Origin of the sequence: Microbacterium sp. KSW4-4 (genome assembly GCF_023091185.1) — a bacterium.
In the GTDB taxonomy this organism is placed as follows: Bacteria; Actinomycetota; Actinomycetes; order Actinomycetales; family Microbacteriaceae; genus Microbacterium; species Microbacterium paraoxydans.
In genome coordinates this window covers 375,049-396,463 of the sequence record NZ_JAHWXJ010000001.1, presented here as the reverse complement: position 1 = coordinate 396,463, position 21,415 = coordinate 375,049, and the positions used below count along the sequence as shown (strand labels likewise).

Here is a 21,415-nt window from a genome sequence, read left to right as displayed (position 1 = left end):
AAGGGTCGCGCGCCCGCAGCACCGTCTTCGCGGCGAATCCCGTCGCCTGATCAGGAGGTCCACCCATGGCCGGACGCAACAACGGCATCATCGATCCCCCCATCGACAACCTGCTGGAGCGCGTCGACTCCAAGTACGAGCTCGTGATCTACGCGGCCAAGCGCGCCCGTCAGATCAACGACTACTACTCCGACCTGCACGAGGGGAACCTCTTCGACAACGTGGGCCCGCTCGTCGACTCGTCGGTCGAGGACAAGCCGCTCACCATCGCCCTGCACGAGATCAACGAGGACAAGCTCCGCCTGCGTCACGCGGAGTAACTCGACGACCGCGCCGCCGCAACGTCGGTGGCGCGGTCCAGAATGGGTGCCACACCCTCCCACCGTCCGTCCCCGTTCTGGAGCATCGATGAGCGCGCTGCGTCTGTTCACGTCCGAGTCCGTCACCGAAGGGCATCCGGACAAGATCTGCGACCAGATCTCGGACAGCATCCTCGACGGACTGCTCGCGAAGGACCCGGCCTCCCGGGTCGCGGTCGAGACGCTCGTCACGACCGGGCTCGTGCATGTGGCCGGCGAGATCCGCACCGACGCCTACGTCGACATCCCGACGATCGTCCGCCAGGTCGTGAACGGCATCGGCTACACGTCGTCCGACACCGGCTTCGACGGCGACTCGTGCGGCGTCAGCGTCTCGGTGGGGGAGCAGTCCACGGACATCGCCCACGGGGTCGACAACGCCCAGGAGCACCGCGACGGCTCGTCGGTCGATCCGCTCGACGGCCTCGGCGCCGGAGACCAGGGCATCATGTTCGGGTTCGCCACCAACGAGACCCCGCAGCTCATGCCGATGGCCGCATGGACCGCGCACCGCATCGCCGAGCGGCTGACCGAGGTGCGCCGCAGCGGGCTGCTGCCCTTCCTGCGCCCGGACGGGAAGACGCAGGTCACCCTCGGCTACGACGGCTTCACCCCGAAGACCGTCGACGCCGTCGTGCTCTCCACGCAGCACAACCCGGACATCGCCCAGGACGACCTCAAGGCGCAGATCCGCGAGCACGTCATCGATCCGGTCCTCGCCACGACCGGCCTCGACCTCGACGACGTCACCTACTACATCAACCCCGCGGGCCCCTTCGTCACGGGCGGCCCCAAGGGAGACGCCGGGCTCACCGGTCGCAAGATCATCATCGACACCTACGGCGGCGCCGCACGGCACGGTGGTGGTGCCTTCAGCGGCAAGGACCCGTCGAAGGTCGACCGCTCCGGCGCCTACGCGACGCGCTGGGTCGCCAAGAACGCGGTCGCCGCGGGACTCGCCGACCGCCTCGAGGTGCAGGTCGCCTACGCGATCGGCGTCGCCCGACCCGTCGGCCTGTACGTGGAGACCTTCGGCACCGGACGGGTGTCCGACGAGGTCATCACCCGCGCCATCGACGAGGTGTTCGACCTCCGACCGCAGGCCATCATCGAGCAGCTCGACCTGCTGCGGCCGATCTATGCGCAGACGGCCGCGTACGGGCATTTCGGCCGGGAGCTGCCGGACTTCACGTGGGAGCGGACGGACCGGGCCGAGGAGCTGCGGCGCGCTGCCGGGCTCTGACGGGTCCGCGGTGCTGATCTCTCCGGAGAGCAGGCGCATCGCGCGGGTGCTTCTGGAATCGCCGCTGCCGCAGCTCGACCGCCTGTTCGACTACGCCCTTCCGCCCGAACTCGGCGATGTCGAGCCCGGGGTCCGGGTGCGCGTGCCCCTGCGGACCGCCGGGCGCGTGGTCGACGGGTTCGTGGTGGAGCTGGACGTGGAGGACGACGCCGATCGTCCGCTCTCCGAGGTCGAGAGCATCGTGTCGGCCGTCCCCGTGCTGCCGGATCGTCTGTACCGACTGGCGCGGCGCGTCGCCGATCGCGCGGCAGGGTCGGCATCGGACGTGCTGCGGCTGGTGATCCCGAAGCGGCAGGTGCGGGTCGAGAAGGCCTGGACCGCCGACGCTCCGACGCCGCTCCTCGAACCCGAGGCCCGCGACGCGGCCGCGTCCGTGGTCGGACTGTACGACGGACTGCAGGCGGTGCTCGACGAGAACGGACGCGCGGCCGTCGAGGCCATCCCGCAGCTCAGCGACGACACACCGGGCTGGGCGCGGATGCTCGCTGCCTCCGCCGCGATGACGCTCGCGGCGGGGAAGTCGACCATCCTCGTCGTGCCAGACCACCGTGACCTCGATCGGCTGCTCGCCGCCCTCGACACGTTCGTCCCGGCGGAGGCGATCGCGCGGTACGACTCCCGACAGTCGAACCCGGATCGCTACCGCTCCTTCCTGCGCACGCTCGAGGACGCGCCCTGCATCGTCGTCGGGAACAGGTCCGCCGTGTACGCCCCTGTCGTCGCCGGTCTGGTGGCGCTGTGGGACGACGGCGACAGCCTTCTGGGTGAGCCGCTCGCACCCTACGTCCACGCCCGGGATGCGGCGCTGCTGCGGCAGGAGGGGGAGGGCTCGGCCCTACTCTTCGCCGGTCACACGCGGACGACCGAGATCGAGCGGCTCGTCGTGCACGGCTGGCTGCGGGATGTCCGCGCGACCCGTCGCGTGCTCCCGCGTGTGGTGCTGAGCACACCGCAGGAGATGGAGCAGCCGACGCCCCAGCGCATGCCGTCGTCGGCCTTCCTCGCCGCCCGGAATGCGGCCGCGCAAGGGCCGGTGCTCGTCCAGGTCTCGCGGCCCGGCTTCGCGCCGTCCCTCGTCTGCGCCGACTGCCGGGCTCCCGCCCGATGCCCTCACTGCGGCGGTCCTCTCGGCGCCCGCCATCGTGGCGCGGTCCCGGTGTGCGGGTGGTGCGGGCGTGGTGCCAGGGCGTGGACCTGCCCGGCGTGCTCCTCGACCCGTCTCCGGCTCGCCTCATCCGGCAGCGAGCGGACCGCCGACGAGCTCGGCCGCGCCTTCCCCGGCGTCCGCGTCATCGTCGCCGACGGCAGCCATCCGGTGGAGCGCGTCGACGCGCGCCCGGCCCTCGTGGTCGCGACGCGCGGCGCCGAGCCCCTCGCGGAGGGCGGCTACCGGGCCGTCGTCCTACTGGACGGCCCGCGGATGCTGCAGGCGCCGGATCTGCGCATCGGCGAAGCGTGTCTGCGGTGGTGGTCGAACGCCGCCGCCCTCGCCGCGCCGGGCGCCCCCGTCCACCTCGTCGGGGTCGACGGCGCCGTCGCCAGAGCCCTCGCCACGTGGAACCATCCCGCCTACGCGCGCACCGAGCTGGAGCAGCGCGCGCCGCTGCACATGCCGCCGACCGCCCGAGTCGCGCTCGTGGAAGGCTCGTCCGCCGCCGTGGCGCGCGCTCTGGAAGCCCTGTCCGAACTCTCCCTGCCCTCCGACGCGGTGCTCGGTCCCGTCCCCGTCGAATCGGATGACGTCCCGCCCCGGGTCCGGGCGCTCGTGCGCTTCGACTACGGCGCGGGGAGCCGCGTCGCGACCACCCTCCGTGCTGCCGTCGTGGCGGAGGCGGTGAGCGGACGCCGAGGCCGGACCAAGGCCGCCCGCAGCACGCTCGCGGTCCGCCTCGATATCCTCGATCCAGAACTCTGACCCTTCCGGAGAACCTTCATGCGCCTCGTCTTCGCCGGCACTCCCGCCGCCGCGGTCCCCACTCTGCGACGCCTCGCCGCCGAGCACGACATCGTCGCCGTGGTGACGCGCCCCGACGCCCCCCTCGGGCGCAAGCGTGTGCTGACCCCGTCGCCGGTCGCTCAGGCTGCGGTTGAACTCGGCCTGCCGGTCATCCACGCTGCCCGGTTGGACGAGGCGGTGACCACCGAGATCTCGGCCCTCCGCCCGGAGCTCGGCGTGATCGTCGCGTACGGCGGACTCGTGCGCGAGCCGCTCCTGTCGGCGCCGGATGCCGGGTGGATCAACCTGCACTTCTCGCTCCTGCCGGCCTGGCGCGGCGCCGCGCCGGTGCAGCGGGCTCTGATCGCGGGAGATGCCGTCCTCGGCGCGAGCGTCTTCCAGCTCGTCGCCGAGCTCGACGCCGGCGACGTGTTCGCGATGCGCGCCGTCGAGTTCCCGGCGACCGCCACGGCGGGGGAGGTGCTGGAAGCTCTGGCTCTCGACGGTGCCGCTCTCACCGCCGATGTGGTCGCAGCGATCGCGGACGGCAGTGCCCGCGCCGTCCCGCAGGAGGGCGAGCCGACGTTCGCCGGCAAGCTGACGCTCGAGGACGGTCTCCTCGACTTCCGCGAGCCGTTCGACGCCGTGTACGCCCGGTTCCGCGGAGTCACGCCGGAGCCGGGAGCGCACACGACGATCGACGGTCAGCGGCTGAAGATCCTCGAGGCGCGACCCGCCGGTGCCGAGGCGGAGGACCTGCGACCGGGTGCCATGGCGGGCACGCGAGCAGAGGTCCTGATCGGGACGGCCACCTCGCCGCTGGCCGTCACGCGGCTGCAGCCCGCGGGCAAGGGCCCCATGAACGCCGCCGACTGGTGGCGGGGACTGCAGGGCACGACCCCGGTGGCCGGCTCGTGAACGCGAACGACGGACGGCGCCCCGGCTCGGGTCGGCAGCACGCAGGCCGGGAGCGGAACGGCCGCGGCCCGAACCGGTCGGTCCAGCCGGCGCGCCGCGTGGCCTACGACGTGATCCGGGCGGTGTCGGATTCCGATGCCTACGCCAACCTGCTCCTCCCGACGGCGATCGCCGAGGCAGGGCTGGATCCGCAGGACGCGGCTCTCGCAACCGAGCTGACCTATGGCACGCTCCGTCGCCGGGGCACCTACGACGCGATCATCGCCGCCGCCGCCGACCGCCCCGCCGACGCGATCGACCCCGCGGTGCTCGACGCCCTCCGGCTCGCGGTGCACCAGCTCCTCGCGACGCGGGTGGCCTCGTACGCGGCCGTGAACGAGTCCGTGAACCTCGTGGCCCTCACAGCGGGGCGTGGCGCATCGAGCTTCGCCAACGCGGTGCTCCGGCGGATCGCCCGTGAGTCGCCGGGCGAGTGGCTGGCGCGCATCGAGGCGGCGGCGCGATCGGACGACGAACGCCTGGCCCTCCGAGCCGCGCATCCCGTGTGGATCATCCGGGCGCTGCGGCGCGCCCTCGCCGCCGAGGGGCGCGTCGAGGAGCTGGAGGCCCTGCTGGAGGCCGACAACGTCTCGCCCGAGGTCACCCTGGTCGCCCTCCCCGGGCTCGCGGAGCCGCAGGAGCCCCGCCGGCCCTACGCCGCCACGGCGTTCGCGTCTCCGGGAGGCGATCCGCGTCTCGCGCTGGCCGCCTCCGACGGTGCGGTCCGGGTGCAGGACGAGGGATCTCAGCTCGTCGCGCTCGCACTGACCGCGGCGACGCCGTTGCGCACGGGGGAGCGGTGGCTCGACCTGTGCGCGGGACCCGGCGGGAAGACGGCCCTGCTCGCTGCCGTCGCTCGGCAGAACGACGCGGTCCTGGAAGCCAACGAGGTGGTGCCGACCCGCGCCCGGCTCGTGCGCAACGCCCTGCGTGCCGTCCCGGGCGAGGTCACCGTGCACGAGCGCGACGGCCGGGAGCTGGCGGCTGAGCGGCCGGAGGCGTTCGACCGGATCCTCGTGGACGCGCCCTGCACCGGCCTCGGCGCCCTCCGGCGGCGTCCGGAGGCCCGATGGCGGAAGTCCCCGGCGGACGTCGCCGAGCTCGTGCCGCTGCAGGTGGGCCTGCTCACGGCTGCTGTGGACGCTCTCGCACCCGGAGGCGTCGTCGCATACGTCACCTGTTCGCCCCATCTCGCGGAGACCACGGCGGTGGTCGAGGAGGTGCGGCGCCTCCGGCCGGAGCTCGTCGAGCTCGATGCCCGCGCGGTGCTGCACGGCGTGGCGCAGTCGCCGATCGATCTCGCCGATGACGGGCGGGCGCAGACGGGCAGCGCTCAGCTCTGGCCGCATCGGCACGGCACCGACGCGATGTTCCTCGCACTCCTGCAGCGCCCGCTGGAGGCGACAGACGCCCCGAAGGAAGGTTGAGACCATGGATCTGCCCCGCGCCCCGCGCATCAACCCCAGCATCCTCGCCGCCGACTTCGTCAACATGCAGGCGGAGCTCGCCCGCATCGCGACGGCCGACTTCGCCCACGTCGACGTCATGGACAACCACTTCGTGCCGAACCTCACGTTCGGCCCGCAGATGGTTCAGCGCATCCAGGAGACGAGCCCGGTCCCGCTGGATGTGCATCTCATGATCACGGATCCGGATCGCTGGGCCCCGGGCTACGCCGAGCTCGGCGCCGCGAGCGTGACCTTCCACCTGGAGGCGGCGGGGGAGCCGGTGGCTCTCGCGCGACGGCTGCGCGACATCGGCGCCCGTGCGGGGGTCGCGGTCAAGCCCGCGACCCCTGTCGAGGGCCTCTTCGACCTGCTGGACGAGTTCGATCAGATCCTCGTGATGACCGTGGAGCCCGGGTTCGGGGGGCAGGGCTTCCTGCCCGAGACCATGCCGAAGCTGCAGGCGCTGTCCGCCGAGGCGCGGCGCCGCGGCTCGTCCGTCTGGCTCCAGGTCGACGGCGGCATCTCCGACGCGACGATCGCCCAGGCGGCCGAAGCGGGAGCCGACACCTTCGTCGCCGGATCCGCGGTCTACGGTGCGGACGACGTGGAGGCGGCCGTCACCCGGCTCAGGGACCTCGCGCGAGCCGGTAGCCTGGAGGGGTGAAGACTTTCGACGAGCTGTTCGCCGAGCTCAGCGTCAAGGCCGAGACCCGACCCGAGGGATCGGGCACCGTGGCGGAGCTCGACGGCGGCGTGCATGCGATCGGCAAGAAGATCGTCGAAGAGGCCGCCGAGGTCTGGATGGCGGCGGAGTACGAGTCGGATGCCGCTGCCGCCGAGGAGATCTCCCAGCTCCTCTACCACCTGCAGGTGATGATGCTCGCGAAGGGCCTCACCCTGCAGGACGTCTACCGACATCTGTGATGCGCTCCGGTCCCACTCCTTCGAACTGAAAGCCGTTCATGCTGCGCATCGCCGTTCCCAACAAGGGCTCGCTGTCCGACACCGCCGCCGAGATGCTCGCAGAGGCGGGCTACGCCGGCCGCCGCGACCCCAAGACCCTCCATGTCATCGACGCCGAGAACGACGTCGAGTTCTTCTTCCTCCGCCCGCGCGACATCGCCACCTACGTGGCCTCCGGCGCCCTCGACGTCGGGATCACCGGTCGTGATCTCCTCCTCGACGTGCAGCAGCCGGCGCGCGAGATCGAGCAGCTCGGCTTCGGGGCGTCCACGTTCCGCTTCGCCGGTCCTCCGGGACGCTTCACCTCCGTCCAGGATCTCGACGGCGTCCGCGTGGCCTCGGCCTACCCTGGTCTGGTCGGCTCCTTCCTCCGCGACCAGGGTGTGAATGCGGAGCTCGTGCAGCTCGACGGGGCCGTCGAGTCCGCGGTGCGCCTCGGTGTCGCCGACGCGGTCGCCGACGTCGTGTCCACCGGGACCACCCTCCGGCAGGCCGGGCTGGAGATCTTCGGCCCCGTGATCCTGGAGTCCGAGGCGGTGCTGATCAGCCGTCCCGGCGAGGCCGACGGCGTGGATACGCTGCTGCGCCGGCTCCGCGGAGTGATGGTGGCGCGTCGCTACGTGCTCCTCGACTACGACCTCCCCACCGAGCTCGTCGATCAGGCGGTGGCCATCGCCCCGGGTCGCGAGTCCGCGACCATCTCGCCGCTCCGCGACCCGGCCTGGGTGGCCGTGCGCGTCATGATCCCGCGTCGCCGGGTCAACCAGGTGATGGACGACCTGTACGCCCTCGGCGCCCGGGCCATCCTCGTCACGGCGATCCACGCAGCGAGGCTCTGATGACCCTCGCGAGTCGCGTCATCCCGTGCCTGGACGTCGCGGACGGCCGCGTCGTCAAGGGCGTCAACTTCGAGAACCTCCGGGACATGGGCGATCCGGTCGAGCTCGCCCGCCACTACGCCGCCCAGGGCGCCGACGAGATCACGTTCCTGGACGTCACCGCGACGGTGGATGCGCGGGCCACGACCTACGACGTCGTGCAGCGCACCGCGGAGCAGGTCTTCGTGCCGCTGACGGTGGGCGGCGGGGTGCGCAGCGTCGACGACGTCGCGCGGCTCCTCGCGGTCGGTGCGGACAAGGTCGGCGTGAACTCGGCGGCGATCGCCCGTCCCGAGCTCATCGGCGAGATCGCGGATCGCTTCGGTGCCCAGGTGCTCGTGCTCTCGCTCGACGTCAAGCGTGCCGACACCACGCGATCCGGCTTCGTCGTCACCACGCACGGCGGCCGCACGCAGACCACGCTGGATGCGCTCGACTGGGCGCGCGAGGCCTCCGAGCGCGGCGCGGGGGAGCTGCTCGTGAACTCGATCGACGCCGACGGCACCCGCGACGGCTTCGAGCTCGAGCTCGTCCGCCTCATGCGCGAGGTGGCGCCGATCCCCGTGATCGCCTCCGGCGGTGCCGGACGCGCGACGGACTTCGCTCCGGCCATCAAGGCGGGGGCCGACGCCGTGCTCGCGGCGAGCGTGTTCCATACCGGGGCCCTGACCGTCGGCGATGTGAAGGAAGCGCTGCGCGCGGAAGGAGTGCTCGTACGATGACCGACACGCCGAAGCAGGACCAGGTCTCCATCGACGACCGCATCGCGCAGGTCGCCTTCAACGACGACGGGCTCGCCCCGATCATCGTGCAGCAGTGGGATTCGCGTGAGGTACTCATGCTCGCGTGGGTGGACGCCGAGGCGCTGCGCCGCACGCTCACCTCGGGACGCGCGACGTACTGGTCCCGCTCCCGCCAGGAGTACTGGCGCAAGGGAGACACGTCCGGGCACATCCAGGTCGTGCGGGAGGCCCGCCTCGACTGCGACGGGGATGCGCTCCTGCTCCTCGTCGACCAGACCGGACCCGCGTGCCACACCGGGACGCGGACGTGCTTCGATACCACCGACCTGGATGCCGTCGACGGGGTGAGCGCCTCGTGAGCATCGCGCAGCGCGGACGCTCCCTCTCCGTGACGGGGTTCCTGCTGGCCGGCGCCATCGGGATCATCTCCTCCACGCAGACCTGGTTCACGGTGCAGCGGGCGGACGCGGGGGAGGACATCCTCGTCCCCGGTGCGTCCGCCCTCGTGCTCCTCGCCCCGCTGAGCCTTGCGGTCCTGGCGCTCGGTGCCGCCCTCGCGATCGCCGGCCGGGTCGTGCGCGTCGTCTTCGGGGTCCTGGCAGCCGCGGCAGCGCTGTTCCTGGGCTGGTCCACGCTGCAGCTCCTCCTCGGCGACGCTTACGGCGCTGTCGCTGCGACGGTCACCGAGACGACGGGACTCGCCGGAAGCGGAGCAGTCCACGAGGTCGCGGCGAGCATCGTGCCGTCGGCCTGGCCGTTCCTCTCCCTCATCGGCTGGGTGATCCTGCTCGCCGCCGCCGTCCTCGTGCTGACCACCTGGCGGCGCTGGAAGGTCGGCGGCCGCCGCTACCGCACCGACGCGCCGACCGGTGCGCCGCACGACGGCCCCGTCGACGCGGTCGATTCCTGGGACGAGCTGTCCCGCGGGTCCGACCCGACACGCTGACCCCGATAGACTGAATCCAGATCCCACGTCGTCCCCCGGAGGAGAACATGACCAACCCGATCGCTGACCCCGGCCACGGACACTCGCCTGCGGCCTGGACCGCCGTCGTGATCATGCTCGTCGGCTTCGCCGCCGCGACCGTCGCGTTCTGCTTCGAGCAGCCGACCCTGGTGTGGATCGCCGCCGCATTGATCCCGATCGGGGCGATCGTCGGCTGGGTGCTCGCGAAGGCGGGCTACGGCGTGAAGGGTCCCAAGTACGCTCCGAAGGCGCACTAGTGGTCCTCGCCGACCTGACGGCCGGCGCTGTCGCAGACGCCGAGCGTCGCTCCCAGTCCCGTCCGCTCGCGGTCGTCGAGCGTGACGCCCTCGCGCGCCCCGCGGCGAAGGACGTGCTGTCCTTTCTCGCTCCCGCCGACCGGGTGAAGATCATCGCCGAGGTGAAGCGGGCGAGTCCGTCCCGCGGTGCCCTCGCGGAGATCCCGGATCCCGCGCACCAGGCCGCGCTCTACGAGACTGGCGGCGCCTCCGCGATCAGCGTCCTCACCGAGGAGCGCCGCTTCGGCGGCAGTCTCGCCGATCTGGAGGCGGTCACCGCCCGGGTCTCGCTGCCCGTGCTGCGCAAGGACTTCATCGCCACCCGGTACCAGGTGCTGGAGGCGCGTGCCGCCGGTGCCGATCTCGTCCTCCTGATCGTGGCGGGCCTGGAGCCGGACGTCCTGCGTGACCTCTACGGGTTCATCCTCGAGCTCGGCATGACGCCGCTCGTGGAGACCCACTCGGCGGAGGAGCTGGAGGCCGCGATCGACCTCGGCGCCGCCCTGATCGGCGTGAACGCCCGCAACCTCAAGACCCTCGAGCTCGACCGCGATCTGTTCGGCCGGCTCGTGGACCGCATCCCCGACTCGGCGATCAAGATCGCGGAGTCCGCGGTGCTCACCCCCGCCGATGTCGCGCACTACCGTTCGGCCGGTGCCGACGTCGTGCTGATCGGCGAGGCCCTGGTGACCGGAGACCCGGTCGCCACTCTCGAGAGCTTCCTGGAGGCGAAGTGAGTCTGCGCGACCAGCACGGTCCGTTCTTCGGCGACTTCGGCGGACGGTACATGCCGGAGTCTCTCGTGGCCGCGATCGACGAGCTGACGGTCGCCTACGAGGAGGCCATCGCCGACCCGGAGTTCCGCGCCGAGCTGGCCCATCTGCTGTCCTCCTACGCCGGGCGCCCCTCCGCGCTCACCGAGGTGCCCCGGTTCGCCGAGCACGCAGGGGGCGCGCGGGTCTTCCTCAAGCGCGAGGACCTCAACCACACTGGTTCGCACAAGATCAACAACGTGCTGGGCCAGGCGCTGCTCACCAAGCGCCTCGGCAAGACCCGGGTCATCGCCGAGACCGGAGCGGGTCAGCACGGCGTCGCCACGGCGACCGCCGCCGCGCTGTTCGGCCTGGACTGCACCATCTACATGGGCGAGGTCGACACCGAGCGGCAGGCGCTGAACGTCGCCCGCATGCGTCTGCTGGGCGCCGAGGTCGTCGCGGTCACCTCGGGCTCGCGCACGTTGAAGGACGCGATCAACGACGCCTACCGCGACTGGGTGGCCTCGGTCGAGACCACCAACTACATCTTCGGCACCGCCGCGGGCCCGCACCCGTTCCCGGCGATGGTCCGCGACTTCCAGAAGATCATCGGGGAGGAGGCGCGCGCCCAGATCCTGGACGAGGTCGGCCGGCTCCCGGACGCGGTCGTCGCCTGTGTCGGCGGCGGGTCCAACGCGATCGGCATGTTCGACGCGTTCCTGGACGACGAGGGCGTGCGTCTGTACGGCGTGGAGGCGGCGGGCGACGGCGTCGACACCGACAAGCACGCTGCGTCCATCGAACGCGGCCGCCCCGGCGTGCTGCACGGCGCGAAGACGTACGTGCTGCAGGACGAAGACGGCCAGACCGTCGAATCGCACTCGATCTCCGCGGGTCTCGACTACCCGGGCGTGGGCCCCGAGCACTCCTGGCTGGCCGACATCGGTCGCGCCGAGTACATCCCGGCCACCGACGACGAGGCGATGCAGGCCCTGCGGCTGCTCAGCCGGACCGAGGGGATCATCCCCGCCATCGAGTCTGCCCATGCCCTCGCCGGCGCGCTGCGGATCGGCCGCGAGCTCGGCCCGGACGGCCTGATCGCCATCTGCCTCTCCGGCCGCGGGGACAAGGACATGGACACTGCCGCGCGGTACTTCGAGCTCTACGACGAGGACGCCCTCGCGCACGATGTGTCCGACGAGAGCGCCGCCGAGGACGCGGCCTCGAAGGGAGAGCCGCAGCTGTGAGCCGCGTCGAACAGGCCATCCAGCGCGCACACGACGCCGGCCGCAGCGCCTTCGTCGGCTACCTGCCCGTCGGCTTCCCCGACCTGGAGACCAGCATCCAGGCGGCGATCGCCCTCGCCGAGAACGGCGTGGACATCATCGAGCTCGGCCCGCCCTACAGCGATCCCGTCATGGACGGCGCCATCATCCAGGAGGCGACGACCAAGGCCCTCGCTGCAGGCTTCCGGATGAAGGACCTCTTCACGGCGATCCGTGCGATCACCGCTGCCACCGACGTCCCCGTCCTCGTGATGACCTACTGGAACCCGGTGCTGCAGTACGGGGTGGACCGCTATGCCGAGGACCTGCTCGCCGCGGGCGGCGCGGGTCTGATCACCCCGGACATCACGCCGGAGGCCGCCGGCGAGTGGATCGCGGCCAGCGAGCGGCTCGGTCTCGATCGGGTCTTCCTCGCGGCTCCGACCTCGTCCGACGAGCGCCTCGACCTCGTCGTGCGGTCCTCGACGGGCTTCGTCTACACCGTCTCGACCATGGGGATCACGGGGGAGCGGGCCGAGCTCGACCGCGCGGCGCGCACCCTCGTGTCGCGGCTCCGCGACCACGGCGCCCGCCGCGCCTGCGTGGGCATCGGCATCTCGACGCCGGAGCAGATCGCGGGCGTGTCCGAGTACGCCGACGGCGCCATCGTGGGCACCGCTCTCGTCCGCGCCCTCCGCGACGGCGGCGTGCCGGCCCTCGCCGAAGTCACCCGAACCCTGGCCGCCGGCACCGCGTCGGCGCGCTTCGTCTCAGAGAAGTAGGATCGCACTCATGTCCTCCGCGCTCCACAGCACCGCCGCCGGCGTGCTCGCCAGCATCCCGAGTCCGTCCGTGTCGTACATCGATCTCGGCCCGCTCCGGATCCACTTCTACGCGTTGTGCATCATCGCCGGCATCATCGTCGCCGTGCTGATGACGAACCACCGTCTCACCAAGCGCGGCGCAGAGCCGTGGGTGGTCATCGACATCTCCATCCTCGCGGTGCCGCTCGCGATCATCGGCGCGCGTATCTTCCACGTGCTCACCCACCCGAACTTCTACTTCGGCGAGGGCAAGAACACCTGGAACCCCTTCGAGCCCGGCTCCGTCTGGGCGATCTGGGAGGGTGGCATCGCCATCTTCGGGGCGCTCATCGGCGGTGCCGTCGGCGCCTACCTGGGCTGCCGGTGGACGGGTATCCGCTTCTGGACGTTCGCGGACGCGCTGGCTCCCGGCCTGCTCCTCGCGCAGGCGATGGGCCGGTTCGGCAACTGGTTCAACAAGGAGCTCTACGGCCTGCCGACCGACCTGCCGTGGGGACTGGAGATCCCGGCCGACAACTCGGCCTTCCCTCCCGGTCTCCCCGAGGGCACCCTGTTCCACCCCACCTTCCTGTATGAGGTCATCTGGAACGGCCTCGGCGTCCTCGTGCTGCTGTGGCTCGGACGCAAGCTGTTCTTCCAGTGGGGTCGCCTCTTCGCGATCTACCTCATCTGGTACAGCGCCGGACGCATCCTGTGGGAGTCGATCCGCATCGACCCGAGCGAGATCATCCTCGGTCTGCGCAGCAACGTCTGGGCCGCGATCATCGGCGTGGTGGTGGGACTGGTCATCCTCGTGGTGCAGACCCGTCGTCACCCCGGCCTCGAGCCGTCGCCGTACCGGCCGGGCCGCGGACGGAAGGACCTGGACGCTGATGTACAATCGCAGGACAATCCCTCTGATTTCGTGGACGTGAGCGAGCCTCCGGCCGAAGAAGTCGCCGCCGGAGCCACTGCCACAAGCGCTGCTCCCTCGAGCGGGGACGGCTCCCGATAACGCCGACTCGCGGCGGGAGAACCATTGCACTGAACGAGCGGGCCGACGACGTCCCCGGGTTTCACTGAAGATCTGAGGACGGTAACTGGTGTACTTCCAGCCCCCTTACGGCGCCTCCGGCGCATACCCCCCGAAGCAGGGCATGTACAACCCGGCGTTCGAGAAGGACGCCTGCGGCCTGGCCATGGTCGCAACGCTGCGCGGCGAAGCCGGGCACGACATCATCGCGCTGGCCCTCGAGGCCCTGCGCAACCTGGAGCACCGCGGGGCCATCGGGTCCGACGCGGGCACCGGGGACGGAGCCGGCATCCTCACCCAGATGCCGGACGCCTTCCTCCGCGCGGTCACCGGCTTCGAACTGCCGCCCGTGGGGGAGTACGCGGCCGGGCTGGCCTTCCTGCCTCGCGATTCGAGCGAGCGCCGCCAGCAGAAGGCCGGGATCGAGAAGATCGCCCGCGCGGAGGGGCTCCGCGTCCTCGGCTGGCGCGAGGTCCCCACAGCCAACGAGAACCTCGGCAAGCTCGCCGACGAGGCCCGTCCCGCCTTCGAGCAGCTCTTCGTGAGCGCAGGCGGCGCCACCCTCGCCGATGCGCCGCTGACCGGCATCGCGCTCGACCGCGTCGCCTACCGTCTGCGCAAGCGCGCGGGCCACGAGCTCGGCGCCTACTTCGTCTCCCTGTCCAGCCGCACGCTCGGCTACAAGGGCATGGTCACCACGCTCCAGCTCGAGCCGTTCTACCCGGATCTGCAGGACGAGCGCTTCGCCTCCGAGCTCGCCGTCGTGCATTCGCGGTACTCGACGAACACGTTCCCGTCGTGGCCGCTCGCGCAGCCGCTGCGGATGCTGGCCCACAACGGCGAGATCAACACCGTCGGCGGCAACCGTAACTGGATGCGCGCCCGCCAGTCGCAGCTCGAGTCCGAGCTCCTCGGCGACATCTCGCCCCTGCTGCCCATCTGCACGGACGGCGCCAGCGACTCCGCCTCATTCGACGAGGTGCTGGAGCTGCTCACCCTCACCGGCCGCAGCCTGCCGCACGCGATCATGATGATGGTGCCGGAGGCGTACGAGAAGCAGGCCGACATCTCGCCGGAGCTGCGCGCGTTCTACGAGTACCACTCCAACCAGATGGAGCCGTGGGACGGCCCGGCCGCCCTCATCTTCACCGACGGCACGCTCGTCGGTGCGACCCTGGACCGCAACGGCCTGCGCCCCGGACGCTGGACGGAGACCACCGACGGGCTCGTCGTCATCGGCTCCGAGACCGGTGTCCTGCACTTCGAGCCGGAGCGCATCAAGCGCCGCGGCCGGCTGCAGCCCGGCAAGATGTTCCTCGTCGACACGGCTCAGCGCCGGATCGTCGAGGATGAGGAGATCAAGCACGATCTCGCGACGATGCACCCGTGGCAGGAGTGGCTCGACGCCGGTTCCGTCCGCCTGGCCGACCTCCCCGAGCGGGAGCACATCGTGCACCCGCCGGCCTCCATCACCCGGCGACAGCGCACCTTCGGCTACACCGAGGAGGAGGTCCGCATCCTCCTCACCCCGATGGGCCAGACGGGCGTGGAGCCTCTGGGCGCCATGGGATCGGACACCCCGATCGCCGTGCTCAGCAAGCGCCCGCGGCTGCTCTTCGACTACTTCACGCAGCAGTTCGCGCAGGTGACCAACCCGCCGCTCGACTCGATCCGCGAAGAGGTCGTCACGAGCCTCAAGCTCGGTCTGGGCCCTGAGGTCAACCTCCTCACCTGGGGTCCGGAGCACACGCGCACGGTGTCGCTCGACTTCCCGGTCATCGACAACGACGAGCTGGCGAAGATCCGGCACATCGACAAGGCCCTGCCCGGGCGTTCGAGCGCCACGATCCGCGGCCTCTACCACTTCGACGCAGGACCCCACACCCTCGCCGAGCGCCTCACCGAGATGTGCGCCGAGGTCGATCAGGCCATCGAGGACGGTGCGGAGTTCATCATCCTGTCCGACCGCGACTCGAACAAGGACCTCGTCCCGATCCCGTCGCTGCTCATGGTGTCTGCCATCCACCACCACCTCATCCGGCGCGAGAACCGGATGAAGGTCGGTCTGATCGTCGAGGCCGGCGACGTGCGCGAGGTGCACCATGTCGCGACGCTCATCGGCTACGGTGCCTCCGCGATCAACCCCTACCTGGCCATGGAGACGGTCGAGCACCTCGTGCGCACCGGCTACATCACGGGCATCTCCCCGGAGAAGGCCGTGAAGAACCTCATCTACGCGCTCGGCAAGGGCGTGCTGAAGATCATGTCGAAGATGGGCATCTCCACGGTGTCGTCCTATGCGGGCGCGCAGGTGTTCGAGGCGGTCGGCCTGAGCCAGGAGTTCATCGACGCCTATTTCACGCGTACCGAGTCGAAGCTGGGCGGCATCGGGATCGAGGAGATCTTCGCCGAGAACCAGGCCCGCCACGACTACGCGTACCCGGAGGACGCCGCAGCCCGTGCTCATGAGCGCCTGTGGACCGGAGGCGAGTACCAGTGGCGTCGCGACGGCTCTCCGCACCTCTTCAACCCGGAGACGGTGTTCAAGCTCCAGCACTCCACGCGGACCCGCCGCTACGACATCTTCCGCGAGTACACGAAGCTCGTCGACGACCAGGCGGCGGAGCTGAAGACGCTGCGCGGCCTGTTCTCGCTGCGGACCGGCACGCGCAAGCCCGTGCCGCTGGACGAGGTCGAGCCCGTCTCGGCGATCGTCAAGCGCTTCTCCACGGGGGCGATGAGCTACGGCTCCATCTCCAAGGAGGCGCACGAGACGCTCGCGGTCGCGATGAACCGGATCGGCGGCAAGTCGAACACGGGGGAGGGCGGGGAAGACCCCGACCGTCTCGTCGACCCCGAGCGGCGCAGCGCGATCAAGCAGGTCGCCTCCGGCCGGTTCGGCGTCACGAGCCTCTACCTCACCGAGGCCGACGACATCCAGATCAAGCTCGCCCAGGGCGCCAAGCCCGGTGAGGGCGGCCAGCTCCCGCCGACCAAGGTGTACCCGTGGGTCGCGCGCACCCGCCACGCCACCGCGGGGGTCGGCCTCATCTCGCCGCCGCCGCATCACGACATCTACTCGATCGAAGACCTCAAGCAGCTCATCTTCGACCTGAAGCGGGCCAACCCCGAGGCCCGTATCCACACGAAGCTCGTCAGCCAGTCCGGCATCGGAGCGGTCTCGGCCGGTGTCGCCAAGGCGCTCAGCGACGTCATCCTCGTGTCCGGTCACGACGGCGGTACGGGCGCGAGCCCGCTGAACTCGCTGAAGCACGCGGGAACGCCGTGGGAGCTCGGCCTCGCGGAGACGCAGCAGACGCTCATGCTCAACGGCATGCGCGACCGCGTCGTCGTGCAGGTCGACGGGCAGCTCAAGACCGGACGGGACGTCATCATCGGCGCCCTGCTCGGTGCCGAGGAGTTCGGCTTCGCCACCGCACCCCTCGTGGTCAGCGGCTGCATCATGATGCGCGTCTGCCACCTCGACACCTGCCCGGTAGGCGTCGCGACGCAGAACCCCGTCCTGCGCGACCGGTTCACGGGCAAGCCCGAGTTCGTCGTGAACTTCATGGAGTTCATCGCGGAGGAGGTGCGCGAGCTGCTCGCCGAGCTCGGTTACCGCTCGATCGACGAGATCGTCGGCCGCACCGAGCTGCTGGAGACCAACGCGGCGATCGCGCACTGGAAGGCCGAGGGGCTCGACCTCAGCCCGGTGCTGGAGGGACCGGCGTTCCCGGCTGGCGAGCCGCGTCGCAGCGGCCGCGCCCAGGACCACGAGCTCGACAAGCACTTCGACGTGCAGCTCATCGACATCGCGAAGGCGGCGTTGCTGAACGGAGAGCCCGTCATGGCGGAGCTCCCGATCGCCAACACCGAGCGCGCGGTCGGTACGATGCTCGGCCATCAGGTGACCTCGCGCCACGGCGCCACCGGACTGCCGAAGGAGACGATCGACGTCACCCTCACCGGCACCGCGGGCCAATCGCTCGGCGCGTTCCTGCCGCCGGGCATCATCCTCCGGCTGGAGGGCGACGCGAACGACTACGTCGGCAAGGGCCTCTCCGGTGGCGACATCACGATCCGGCCGCCGCGCGGCTCCGCGATCGCCCCGCACGAGAACGTCATCGCGGGCAACGTGATCGGATACGGCGCCACATCCGGCACCATGTTCATCTCCGGCGTGGTGGGCGAGCGCTTCCTCGTCCGGAACTCCGGTGCGACCGCGGTGGTCGAGGGCGTGGGCGACCACGCGCTCGAGTACATGACCGGCGGCCTCGCGGTGATCCTGGGTTCGACCGGGCGCAACTTCGGTGCCGGAATGTCCGGGGGAGTGGCGTACGTGCACGCCCTGGACACCGGCAAGGTGAACGCGCAGTCGCTCGGCAGCGGCGAGCTCCGGCTGGAGCCGCTGGACCGCGCCGATCTCGAAGTGCTGCGCGGGCTGCTCGTGGAGCACGTGGAGCGCACGGCATCGCCGCGCGCCGCCGCCCTGCTGGAGGACTTCGACGCCAGCGCGGCGGAGTTCGTGAAGGTGCTCCCGCGTGACTTCGCCGCCGTGCGCAGCATGCGCGAGGAGGCACTGGCCGAGGGGATCGACCCCGACGGCGACATCGTCTGGAACCGCATCCTGGAGGTGACCGGTGGCTGACCCCAAAGGCTTTCTGAAGGTGACCGAGCGGGAACTTCCCGCTCGCCGTCCGGTGCCCGTGCGCATCATGGACTGGAAAGAGGTGTACGAGCCCGGCGACAAGGCCGTGCTCCGCCGCCAGGCCGGCCGGTGCATGGACTGCGGCGTGCCCTTCTGCCACTCCGGGTGCCCGCTGGGCAACCTCATCCCCGAGTGGAACGATCTCACCTGGCGCGGCGAGGGGCGCGCGGCGATCGAGCGTCTGCACGCGACCAACAACTTCCCGGAGTTCACGGGGCGCCTCTGCCCGGCGCCGTGCGAGAGCTCGTGCGTCCTCGGCATCAACCAGCCGGCCGTGACGATCAAGCAGATCGAGGTCTCGATCATCGACGAGGCCTTCGCCAAGGGCTGGGTCGAGCCGGAGCCGCCGGAGCGCCTCACGGGCAAGACCGTGGCCGTCGTGGGCTCGGGCCCCGCCGGTCTCGCGGCCGCCCAGCAGCTCACCCGCGCGGGGCACACCGTCGCCGTCTTCGAGCGCGACGACCGCATCGGCGGCCTGCTCCGGTACGGCATCCCGGACTTCAAGATGGAGAAAAGCCAGCTCGAAGCCCGCCTGCGCCAGATGCAGGAGGAGGGCACGCGGTTCCGCGCCGGCGTCGAGATCGGCAAGGACATCTCCTGGGCCGACCTGCGCGCCCGGTACGACGCGGTCGTGATCGCCACTGGCGCCACGGTCCCGCGCGACCTGCCGATCCCTGGTCGCGACCTCGACGGCGTGCACTTCGCGATGGAGTACCTCGTCGAGTCGAACCACGCGGTCGCCGGCGACACCGTCCCGGACCAGATCACCGCCGAGGGCAAGCACGTCATCGTCATCGGCGGCGGCGACACGGGCGCCGACTGCATCGGCACCGCGCACCGCCAGGGCGCGCTCAGCGTCACCAACCTCGCCATCGGCAAGCAGCCGAGCGAGACGCGCCCGGATCACCAGCCGTGGCCGATGATGCCGACGATCTTCGAGGTGGCCTCGGCGCACGAGGAGGGCGGGGAGCGGGTCTTCCTCGCCTCGACCGTGGAGTTCCTGTCGAACGAGGTCGGCGAGGTCCGCGCACTGCGCGTGGCCGAGACAGAGTACATCGACGGTCGCCGCGTGCCCAAGAGCGGCACGGAGCGGGAGATCCCGGCCGACCTGGTGCTCATCGCGATGGGCTTCACCGGACCGGAGCAGGACGGCTACACCGAGGACACCCGTCCGGAGGTGACCGAGCGCGGCGCCTTCCGTCGTGCCGCGAGCTACGAGTCGTCGATCCCCGGCGTGTTCGTGGCCGGCGACGCGGGACGCGGGCAGTCGCTCATCGTCTGGGCGATCGCGGAGGGCCGGGCGGCGGCGGCGAACGTCGACCGCTTCCTCATGGGCACCACCGTGCTGCCGGAGCCCGTGCGCCCGAGCGATGTCGCGATCGGCCTCCAGCCCGCGTAGGCTGAGGCCGGCAGTGTCGCCTGTTTGTAATCCCCCACTTCTACCCTGGAGACATGTTGAGACGCGCGAAAATCGTCGCCACCCTGGGCCCCGCCACTTCCACGTATGAGACGGTGCGCGCACTGATCGATGCGGGTGTGGACGTCGCCCGACTGAACCTCAGCCACGGTGATTACTCCGTGCACGAGAACAACTACGCGAACGTGCGCCGCGCGGCGGAGGACTCCGGTCGTGCCGTCGCCATCCTCGTCGACCTCCAGGGGCCGAAGATCCGTCTCGGCCGGTTCGAGGACGGACCGTACGAGCTCGCCAAGGGCGACATCTTCAAGATCACCACCGAGGACATCATCGGCAACAAGGAGATCTGCGGCACCACGTTCAAGGGCCTTCCCCAGGACGTCAAGCCCGGGGACTTCCTGCTGATCGACGACGGCAAGGTGCGCGTCGAGGTCGTCGAGACCGACGGCGTGACCGTCACCACGCGTGTCGTCGTCGCCGGCGCCGTCTCGAACAACAAGGGCATCAACCTGCCCGGCGTCGCCGTCAACGTCCCCGCGCTCAGCGAGAAGGACGAGGAGGACCTCCGCTGGGGCCTCCGGACCGGTGCCGACCTCATCGCGCTGTCGTTCGTGCGCAACGCCTCGGACGTGACCCGCGTGCACGAGATCATGGCGGAGGAGGGCGTCCGCGTCCCGGTGATCGCCAAGATCGAGAAGCCGCAGGCCGTCGACGCCCTCGAAGAGATCGTCGACGCGTTCGACGGCATCATGGTCGCCCGCGGCGACCTCGGCGTGGAGCTGCCCCTCGAGGCCGTCCCGATCGTGCAGAAGCGCGCGGTCGAGCTGGCCCGTCGCAACGCGAAGCCTGTCATCGTGGCGACGCAGATGCTCGAGTCGATGATCAACAGCCCGGTGCCGACCCGCGCCGAGACCTCCGATGTCGCCAACGCCGTCCTCGACGGCGCCGACGCGGTCATGCTCTCCGGCGAGACCAGCGTGGGCGACTACCCGGTCGTCGTCGTCGAGACGATGGCCCGCATCATCGAGTCGACGGAGGAGCACGGCCTGGAGCGCATCCTGCCGCTCACGACGAAGCCCCGCACGCAGGGTGGTGCCATCACGCTCGCGGCCCTCGAGGTCGCGGAGTTCGTGGACGCCAAGTTCCTGTGCGTGTTCACGCAGTCGGGCGACTCGGCGCGCCGCCTGTCCCGTCTGCGCTCCCGCATCCCGATGCTGGCCTTCACGCCGGAGCCCGGCATCCGTCGTCGTATGGCGCTGACCTGGGGTCTCCGCTCCACCCTCGTCGACATGGTGCAGCACACCGACCTCATGTACCACCAGGTCGACGAGTACCTCCTCGGGAACGGCCTCGCCGTCGAGGGGGACAAGGTCGTCGTCATCTCCGGGTCCCCTCCCGGGATCATCGGCTCCACGAACGACCTGCGCGTGCACAAGGTCGGCGATGCGCTCCGTGGCGCCGCGCCGATCTACAAGGCCGGCGTCTGACGCAGGGCGTTCCGGGAGGGGCGGGGCTTCGGCCTCGCCCCTCCCTGTCATCTCCGGGCCGGTGCGTCAAGCCTCTCGGCCGTGACGGCGGCCTCGG

19 protein-coding genes are annotated in these 21,415 nt (G+C 70.8%); all 19 read left to right on the top strand.

The window, feature by feature from the left end; all coding sequences use genetic code 11:
• Positions 1 to 65: 65 nt before the first annotated feature.
• The 19 genes from rpoZ (at position 66) to pyk (ending at position 21,318) form a co-directional block, all read left to right on the top strand.
• Positions 66 to 320 (top strand): DNA-directed RNA polymerase subunit omega, encoded by a 255-nt coding sequence (rpoZ, locus tag KZC57_RS01970; protein WP_025103490.1) that lies wholly within the window; start codon positions 66 to 68, stop codon positions 318 to 320.
• 88 nt (positions 321 to 408) lie between these two features.
• Positions 409 to 1,602 carry a methionine adenosyltransferase gene (metK, locus tag KZC57_RS01965; RefSeq protein WP_105949851.1) on the top strand — a complete coding sequence of 398 codons (1,194 nt, stop codon included), beginning with the start codon at positions 409 to 411 and terminating at the stop codon, positions 1,600 to 1,602.
• A gap of 16 nt (positions 1,603 to 1,618) precedes the next feature.
• The gene (locus tag KZC57_RS01960; RefSeq protein ID WP_105950794.1) at positions 1,619 to 3,577 is read left to right on the top strand and encodes a hypothetical protein; all 1,959 of its coding nucleotides are present in this window, start codon (positions 1,619 to 1,621) and stop codon (positions 3,575 to 3,577) included.
• An 18-nt stretch (positions 3,578 to 3,595) separates the two neighbouring features.
• Positions 3,596 to 4,516 (top strand): methionyl-tRNA formyltransferase, encoded by a 921-nt coding sequence (gene fmt, locus KZC57_RS01955; protein WP_105949850.1) that lies wholly within the window; start codon positions 3,596 to 3,598, stop codon positions 4,514 to 4,516.
• 98 nt (positions 4,517 to 4,614) lie between these two features.
• On the top strand, positions 4,615 to 5,982 hold the full coding sequence (locus KZC57_RS01950; protein ID WP_247640925.1) for a transcription antitermination factor NusB: 1,368 nt from the start codon (positions 4,615 to 4,617) through the stop codon (positions 5,980 to 5,982).
• A 4-nt stretch (positions 5,983 to 5,986) separates the two neighbouring features.
• Entirely contained in the window at positions 5,987 to 6,667 is a 681-nt protein-coding gene (rpe, locus tag KZC57_RS01945) for a ribulose-phosphate 3-epimerase (RefSeq protein ID WP_025103485.1), read from the top strand.
• A complete protein-coding gene (locus tag KZC57_RS01940; protein ID WP_025103484.1) occupies positions 6,664 to 6,927 on the top strand; it encodes a phosphoribosyl-ATP diphosphatase in 264 nt (87 codons plus the stop codon). The genes rpe and KZC57_RS01940 overlap by 4 nt, the downstream gene beginning before the upstream one ends.
• A 38-nt stretch (positions 6,928 to 6,965) precedes the next feature.
• The gene (hisG, locus tag KZC57_RS01935; RefSeq protein ID WP_060923196.1) at positions 6,966 to 7,805 is read left to right on the top strand and encodes an ATP phosphoribosyltransferase; all 840 of its coding nucleotides are present in this window, start codon (positions 6,966 to 6,968) and stop codon (positions 7,803 to 7,805) included.
• Positions 7,805 to 8,566 carry an imidazole glycerol phosphate synthase subunit HisF gene (gene hisF / locus KZC57_RS01930; RefSeq protein WP_247640924.1) on the top strand — a complete coding sequence of 254 codons (762 nt, stop codon included), beginning with the start codon at positions 7,805 to 7,807 and terminating at the stop codon, positions 8,564 to 8,566. The genes hisG and hisF overlap by 1 nt, the downstream gene beginning before the upstream one ends.
• Positions 8,563 to 8,946, top strand: a complete 384-nt coding sequence (hisI, locus tag KZC57_RS01925) for a phosphoribosyl-AMP cyclohydrolase (protein ID WP_060923194.1) — start codon at positions 8,563 to 8,565, stop codon at positions 8,944 to 8,946. The genes hisF and hisI overlap by 4 nt, the downstream gene beginning before the upstream one ends.
• Positions 8,943 to 9,533, top strand: a complete 591-nt coding sequence (locus KZC57_RS01920; protein WP_247640923.1) for a Trp biosynthesis-associated membrane protein — start codon at positions 8,943 to 8,945, stop codon at positions 9,531 to 9,533. The genes hisI and KZC57_RS01920 overlap by 4 nt, the downstream gene beginning before the upstream one ends.
• A gap of 47 nt (positions 9,534 to 9,580) precedes the next feature.
• Positions 9,581 to 9,811 carry an HGxxPAAW family protein gene (locus tag KZC57_RS01915; RefSeq protein ID WP_025103479.1) on the top strand — a complete coding sequence of 77 codons (231 nt, stop codon included), beginning with the start codon at positions 9,581 to 9,583 and terminating at the stop codon, positions 9,809 to 9,811.
• On the top strand, positions 9,811 to 10,587 hold the full coding sequence (gene trpC / locus KZC57_RS01910; protein WP_247640922.1) for an indole-3-glycerol phosphate synthase TrpC: 777 nt from the start codon (positions 9,811 to 9,813) through the stop codon (positions 10,585 to 10,587). The genes KZC57_RS01915 and trpC overlap by 1 nt, the downstream gene beginning before the upstream one ends.
• A complete protein-coding gene (gene trpB / locus KZC57_RS01905) occupies positions 10,584 to 11,852 on the top strand; it encodes a tryptophan synthase subunit beta (protein ID WP_060923191.1) in 1,269 nt (422 codons plus the stop codon). Before trpC ends, trpB begins: the two co-directional genes overlap by 4 nt.
• Complete coding sequence (gene trpA, locus KZC57_RS01900) at positions 11,849 to 12,652, top strand: tryptophan synthase subunit alpha (RefSeq protein WP_083370860.1); 804 nt, start codon at positions 11,849 to 11,851, stop codon at positions 12,650 to 12,652. The genes trpB and trpA overlap by 4 nt, the downstream gene beginning before the upstream one ends.
• 10 nt (positions 12,653 to 12,662) lie before the next feature.
• Positions 12,663 to 13,688, top strand: a complete 1,026-nt coding sequence (gene lgt, locus KZC57_RS01895) for a prolipoprotein diacylglyceryl transferase (RefSeq protein WP_247640921.1) — start codon at positions 12,663 to 12,665, stop codon at positions 13,686 to 13,688.
• A gap of 142 nt (positions 13,689 to 13,830) precedes the next feature.
• On the top strand, positions 13,831 to 18,354 hold the full coding sequence (gene gltB, locus KZC57_RS01890; RefSeq protein WP_247641601.1) for a glutamate synthase large subunit: 4,524 nt from the start codon (positions 13,831 to 13,833) through the stop codon (positions 18,352 to 18,354).
• Positions 18,347 to 19,813: a glutamate synthase subunit beta gene (locus tag KZC57_RS01885; protein ID WP_060921660.1), complete on the top strand. Its 1,467-nt coding sequence runs from the start codon at positions 18,347 to 18,349 to the stop codon at positions 19,811 to 19,813. Before gltB ends, KZC57_RS01885 begins: the two co-directional genes overlap by 8 nt.
• A gap of 56 nt (positions 19,814 to 19,869) precedes the next feature.
• The gene (pyk, locus tag KZC57_RS01880; RefSeq protein ID WP_025103472.1) at positions 19,870 to 21,318 is read left to right on the top strand and encodes a pyruvate kinase; all 1,449 of its coding nucleotides are present in this window, start codon (positions 19,870 to 19,872) and stop codon (positions 21,316 to 21,318) included.
• The last annotated feature ends 97 nt before the right edge of the window (positions 21,319 to 21,415 follow it).

Excerpts from the sequence above, each read along its gene's own strand:
- rpoZ (WP_025103490.1), top strand. The coding sequence starts at position 66 with ATGGCCGGACGCAACAACGGCATCATCGATCCCCCCATCGACAACCTG.
- metK (WP_105949851.1), top strand. The coding sequence starts at position 409 with ATGAGCGCGCTGCGTCTGTTCACGTCCGAGTCCGTCACCGAAGGGCAT.
- fmt (WP_105949850.1), top strand. The coding sequence starts at position 3,596 with ATGCGCCTCGTCTTCGCCGGCACTCCCGCCGCCGCGGTCCCCACTCTG.
- rpe (WP_025103485.1), top strand. The coding sequence starts at position 5,987 with ATGGATCTGCCCCGCGCCCCGCGCATCAACCCCAGCATCCTCGCCGCC.
- hisG (WP_060923196.1), top strand. The coding sequence starts at position 6,966 with ATGCTGCGCATCGCCGTTCCCAACAAGGGCTCGCTGTCCGACACCGCC.
- hisF (WP_247640924.1), top strand. The coding sequence starts at position 7,805 with ATGACCCTCGCGAGTCGCGTCATCCCGTGCCTGGACGTCGCGGACGGC.
- hisI (WP_060923194.1), top strand. The coding sequence starts at position 8,563 with ATGACCGACACGCCGAAGCAGGACCAGGTCTCCATCGACGACCGCATC.
- KZC57_RS01915 (WP_025103479.1), top strand. The coding sequence starts at position 9,581 with ATGACCAACCCGATCGCTGACCCCGGCCACGGACACTCGCCTGCGGCC.
- lgt (WP_247640921.1), top strand. The coding sequence starts at position 12,663 with ATGTCCTCCGCGCTCCACAGCACCGCCGCCGGCGTGCTCGCCAGCATC.
- gltB (WP_247641601.1), top strand. The coding sequence starts at position 13,831 with ATGTACAACCCGGCGTTCGAGAAGGACGCCTGCGGCCTGGCCATGGTC.